Source organism: Endothiovibrio diazotrophicus (genome assembly GCF_054657215.1).
Genome location: NZ_BAAHXB010000277.1, coordinates 1 through 1,015, shown reverse-complemented (window position 1 = coordinate 1,015; position 1,015 = coordinate 1). Strand labels below are relative to the sequence as shown.

Here is a 1,015-nt window from a genome sequence, read left to right as displayed (position 1 = left end):
ACTGTCCGATACCTCGGCTTCCACCTCGGCCTTGGGTGGTTCGGGGAGGACACTGGCGGGGAGGGGCGCGGGCGCTGCCGGCGGCGCTGGTAGTTCTTCCGGGGCCGAGGTGGCAGGAGCGGCTAAAGAGAGAGGGGGCGTTTCTCTTTTAGCCGCCATCTCCTCCCTCACCGCCGGCACCGATTCCCGTTCCGGAGCTTGCCCTTTCCCCAACCACACCGCCGAGCGGATCGCCACACCCAGGCTCTTGCCGGCGGGCTTCACCTGACAGGCGTATTCGTTGGCATCCATCCCCTTGGGGAAGTGGATCCGGTAGGCGTCGATCCCTTCGCGGGTCAGCTTCTCCGCCAGTTCGGCAGCGGCTCTCTCGCCCGCTTCGTCCCGGTCATAGGCGATCAGCACCCGCTCGGTGCCATGGTGCTTGAGGGCGGCCAGCAGCTCGTCGGTGAAGCCGTTGACGCCGTAGCTGGTGGTGACGTTGCGGAAGCCTGCCGCCCAAAAAGTCAGGGCATCAATCAGCGATTCGCAGAGGATGACCTCCCGGCTGCACTCCAGCGCCTCGGCGTTGAATACGCCCCGGTGCGGGCCGGGCAGGTAGAGGTGGTAGGCGGTGCCCTTGCGCAGGTTGTCGTTGAGCTTGCGGCCGTAGATTTCAGTCACCACGCCATCATTCGCCGATGCGCTGCCTCCTGGCGCATCGGCATACCGCCCATCCCTGGGCATAATCACCGGAATTACCAGCGAGCCGTTGAAGTGTTCATGGCCGCTCTTGCGCAGAATGCCGAGGGCCTGCAATCGCCCTCGGATCTCGGCGCCGGCCTTGCGGTTCTTCTCGGGGAGGCGATAGGCCAGGGTGCGGTTGGCGACCCCCAGCTTGAAGTGCTCGATCAGCTCGGGGTGGTTGAGGCCGCGCCGCTCCAGATACTCCAGCGCCTCCGGCGTCTGTTTCAGGGTTTGGTGGTAGTAGTCCACCACCTGCGCCAACAGTGCTTGGTCCTCGGCGTCGGCATCGAGC

The 1,015-nt window shown here is 65.5% G+C and carries 1 protein-coding gene; it reads right to left on the bottom strand.

What is annotated here, in order from left to right; all coding sequences use genetic code 11:
* Positions 1-1,015, bottom strand: a 1,015-nt coding sequence (locus ACYQ2W_RS26380; protein ID WP_459874065.1) for a toprim domain-containing protein, incomplete at both ends; no start/stop codon positions are given.